Here is a 3,719-nt window from a genome sequence, read left to right as displayed (position 1 = left end):
TCTACCAGCTGAGCTACTCCCGCATAGTGCACCGAAGCCTTGGATAAGGTACAAAATGCACCAACCTTGTCAACGATACTAATTTCTTTTGTCAAAGCGAAAATGATTACTAACCAATTCGCTCTAACTTCAAACATTACTGACCAACCACACACAGGTTTCGAAGGTCAATGATCATCTTCGCTAAAGTTAGGATGATCGATGATCATCTACGCCAAGGCTTCGATGATCGATGTGGGGAGAGGAGGATTCGAACCTCCGAAGGCGTACGCCAACAGATTTACAGTCTGCCCCATTTGGCCACTCTGGAATCTCCCCAAACTATTATAAATGAGCCGATGAAGGGATTCGAACCCCCGACCCGCTGATTACAAATCAGCTGCTCTGGCCAACTGAGCTACATCGGCTTATATTCCTTTTCATTACACCAAAGAACCAAAGTGACTTATAGTAAGTCGCCCTAAAAAAGGAGTGCAAAGATAGAAATTATTTATTTTAATATTCAAAATTAATTTGTATTATTTTTGCTTAGCCTTTTTAAGCTGTCTTTTCATGTGATCAACGGCTATTTCCAAGGCTTGTTCAAAGGTATCACCCTTCTCTTTTGACACCAATGTTTGACTCTTGATATTCAGTTTAATTTGAACCTCATTTGCATTTATTCCCTCTCCTTCATTCCTTAAATACACATCAGTATCCAAGATATAAGAATGAAAGTTGCTCAGCTTATTTACCTTGCTTGTTATCAGATCCTTTAAACCTTCTTTAACAGTAATGTTTTTTGCATGAATATCAATTTTCATAATACCATATTTTAATTACCCACGTGGGTGGGATTGTTTAAAAACTTTTTTTAGTGTTTCTATTGTATTGTGTGTGTAAACTTGAGTTGCTGCTAAACTTGCATGTCCTAATAACTCCTTTATTGCATTTATATCGGCTCCCCTGTTGAGCAAATGTGTAGCAAAACTATGACGCAACACATGTGGACTCACATTGGTACGGGCAGCAAATTGATCCAAATATTTTTTCACAACACGATAAACAAGCATAGGATACAAAGGCTCTCCTTTTGTAGTTAGCAACAATTCCTCTTTTGACTCACTATCAGTAATATTCTTTCGATAACTAAGGTACTTATCTATTTGTAGATGCAAAGAATCATTTACAGGAATTATTCGTTCTTTATTTCGTTTTCCAAGAACTTTAATGGAGGATGAAGGCTCATTTACATCTATCGTTTTCAACCCTATTAACTCAGAAAGCCTTATTCCCGTTCCATATAGCATTTCCAAAATCAATTTATCTCTATTTCCGGTATAGTTGTCTTCAAACTCGAAACCATTCAGTACATTTTGAATTTCTTCTTCTTCCAAATACTTTACCAGTCGTTTAGCTTTTTTAGGACCTTTGATGTTGGCAGCCGGATTATTTGCAATTTTCTCTTCCCCCTGAAGATATTTGAAGAAGGAGTTCAGGCTAACAAGTTTGCGATTAACCGTTGTAGGTGAAAGTTGTTTATCCATCAGAGCAACAATCCATGATTTAATCATGTCAGGCTCTACCTTTGGAAGCAAGGTGTTTGGATAATTCTGCAGAAGGTATGCTTCAAACTGATTCAGGTCGCTTAAATAAGAACCAACTGTATGAATAGAGTAACGCTTTTCATATTGTAGCCAGTTACAAAACTCCTGAATCATGTGTTGATCCTTACTGATTTTCTCTGCTTACGTGGTGCTGCTTGTATCTTGCTTTTGCGATTTCAATTTTTCTTTCAAGAGATGGTTTAACAAAAAACCTCCTTGTCCGATATTCCTTCAAGGCGCCACTTTTCTCTAATTTCTTCTTAAAGCGTTTTAACGCTTTGTCGATAGATTCATTGTCACTAATCTGTACAGTTATCATAATAATTTAAAAACTTAATTTTTTTTTCGGACTGCAAAGGTAGGATATTACCTAATTATGAAAAAGTTTTATGAAAAAATTAATCTACTTAGATAGTTTTCGTCATAATTCGCTGTTCAAATTCACACTAGCTCGTCATTGAGGGGCTTAAAAAGGACTCAGCAATAGAATGAATTTTATTCATCTGAGTCCTCAATGAGTGACTCAGATGGGAAGAAAAGTTGTTTTCATTTTTATCTTATTAGATGATGACTTACTAATTCCCAAGTTTCACCGTCATAAGAATCTAATTTTACTAATCCAAAGTTTTTGGATACCCAAAAATATCCACCATAACTTTTAATATGTACTATATTATCATAGGCGCCTGATATTATATTTATCGAATTCGTATCCAAAATTGCAGTTGCTCCAATAGTATCAAACTTCACTGGCCACCAGAAGAAATTTCTTCCTCCAAAATAAATACCCCCATAATTCACAGATAAAATATCTTGCTGGTTTGATTCGTAGTTTATTTTATGTCCTGTTTTTTTCAAATATTCCGATTTATGATATACATCCATATAGTAGCGCTCAATACAATAAGGCTGAAAATATTTGGAGAAAATGAATTGGTTCCAAGTTCTGGTAACAATTGCTGTATCATATATTTCTGCTACTGTATCTATTCGCTTGTAAACCCACCAGCTTCCCTCTTCAAAATACCAATAGTCTAAAAATTCTTGAGATTGAAAGAGAGTATCAGTAAAGCCCGGGTTGGGATTTATAGGTTCTTTGTCACAGTTACTATTCATAAGTAGCACAATACATATGAAAAAAAGAAATGCTATGATTCTGAAAGTTTTTTTCATTTTATGTTTGCAAAGTGTGTATATACACTGATTATCAAAGATTGACTCAGATGTGAAGAATTGTCCTTTTCATTATTTCAATAACTGCACAGTCCCATTATGCACTTCACTTTTCCCATTTGCACCTTTTCCCCTAATCTGATAATAATAGGTTCCCAGTTGGCAAACTTTGTTCTTAAAACTCCCATCCCAACCTTTATTCAAATCATCACTCTCAAACAGCTTCTCCCCCCATCTATTGAAAATCTGCAAATTGTATTCAGAAACAAAAATGCCTTTTGGAAGGAATATATCATTAATGCCATCTCCATTGGGCGTAAAGGAATTTGGAACGAATAAGCGGAGCTCTGTTGGGATACAGACAATGTTTGAAACAGATTGAAGGCTGTCATAGTTGCGGTAGGCGATTACACGGTAGCAGTAATATACTGAGTTTAGTTTTGTCAGGCTGTCGGTGAAACTGCTTACTAGCTGCTCGTTGCTCGTTACTCGTTGGTAAACGAGATCCCGAGTGACCAGTGACGAGGAACCAGCAACCTGCACTGCATAACCCGCAACTCCTTGTGCCCACTCTTCATAAGCCGACCAAACAAGCTTCGGATATGCTTCGCTGGTATCAACTTGTAGCAAAATACTCTTCCCATTATTCGAGTATTCTCCTGTATAATCGCAACTATCTGTAACACTTAGCCTATAATAGTAGCTTTGGATATCTGGATAAACCATATAATCTTCAAAGCTGAATATGGATTGATCTTCTTCTGAAAGATAATCCCACCAGTTCCCATCATCCGATCGTTCAAGGTGATAAGTTTTGGGGATTCCTTCAATTGGTTTTTTCCATTCAACCAAAATGTGCTCATCGTTTTCAACAGTTGCACGTTCGATAATTGGAGCTGATACTTTGCTTTCTAATGTAAAGTATTGTGTTGTGTCGCTAGCACAGCCAAAATCACTGGT

The 3,719-nt window shown here is 36.5% G+C and carries 5 protein-coding genes and 2 tRNA genes; all 7 read right to left on the bottom strand.

Annotation, left to right across the window (positions count from 1 at the left end):
- Positions 1-235: 235 nt before the first annotated feature.
- Positions 236-318: transfer RNA gene (locus HOG71_09590), tRNA-Tyr, on the bottom strand.
- Between the two features lie 15 nt (positions 319-333).
- Positions 334-407: transfer RNA gene (locus tag HOG71_09585), tRNA-Thr, on the bottom strand.
- Between the two features lie 111 nt (positions 408-518).
- Positions 519-803: a ribosome-associated translation inhibitor RaiA gene (gene raiA / locus HOG71_09580; GenBank protein MBT5991091.1), complete on the bottom strand. Its 285-nt coding sequence runs from the start codon at positions 801-803 to the stop codon at positions 519-521.
- 15 nt (positions 804-818) lie between these two features.
- Positions 819-1,700 carry a tyrosine-type recombinase/integrase gene (locus tag HOG71_09575; protein ID MBT5991090.1) on the bottom strand — a complete coding sequence of 294 codons (882 nt, stop codon included), beginning with the start codon at positions 1,698-1,700 and terminating at the stop codon, positions 819-821.
- A 10-nt stretch (positions 1,701-1,710) separates the two neighbouring features.
- Positions 1,711-1,905, bottom strand: coding sequence for a 30S ribosomal protein S21 (rpsU, locus tag HOG71_09570; protein ID MBT5991089.1), 195 nt, complete (start codon positions 1,903-1,905; stop codon positions 1,711-1,713).
- Between the two features lie 233 nt (positions 1,906-2,138).
- Positions 2,139-2,702, bottom strand: a complete 564-nt coding sequence (locus HOG71_09565) for a hypothetical protein (protein MBT5991088.1) — start codon at positions 2,700-2,702, stop codon at positions 2,139-2,141.
- A gap of 129 nt (positions 2,703-2,831) precedes the next feature.
- The coding region (locus HOG71_09560; protein ID MBT5991087.1) for a gliding motility-associated C-terminal domain-containing protein at positions 2,832-3,719 on the bottom strand (888 nt) is incomplete at its 5' end.

Source organism: Bacteroidota bacterium, assembly GCA_018698135.1.
Lineage (GTDB): Bacteria > Bacteroidota > Bacteroidia > CAILMK01 > JAAYUY01 > JABINZ01.
Note: the sequence above shows the minus strand (reverse complement) of the source record. Positions and strands in the feature narration are given on the sequence as shown.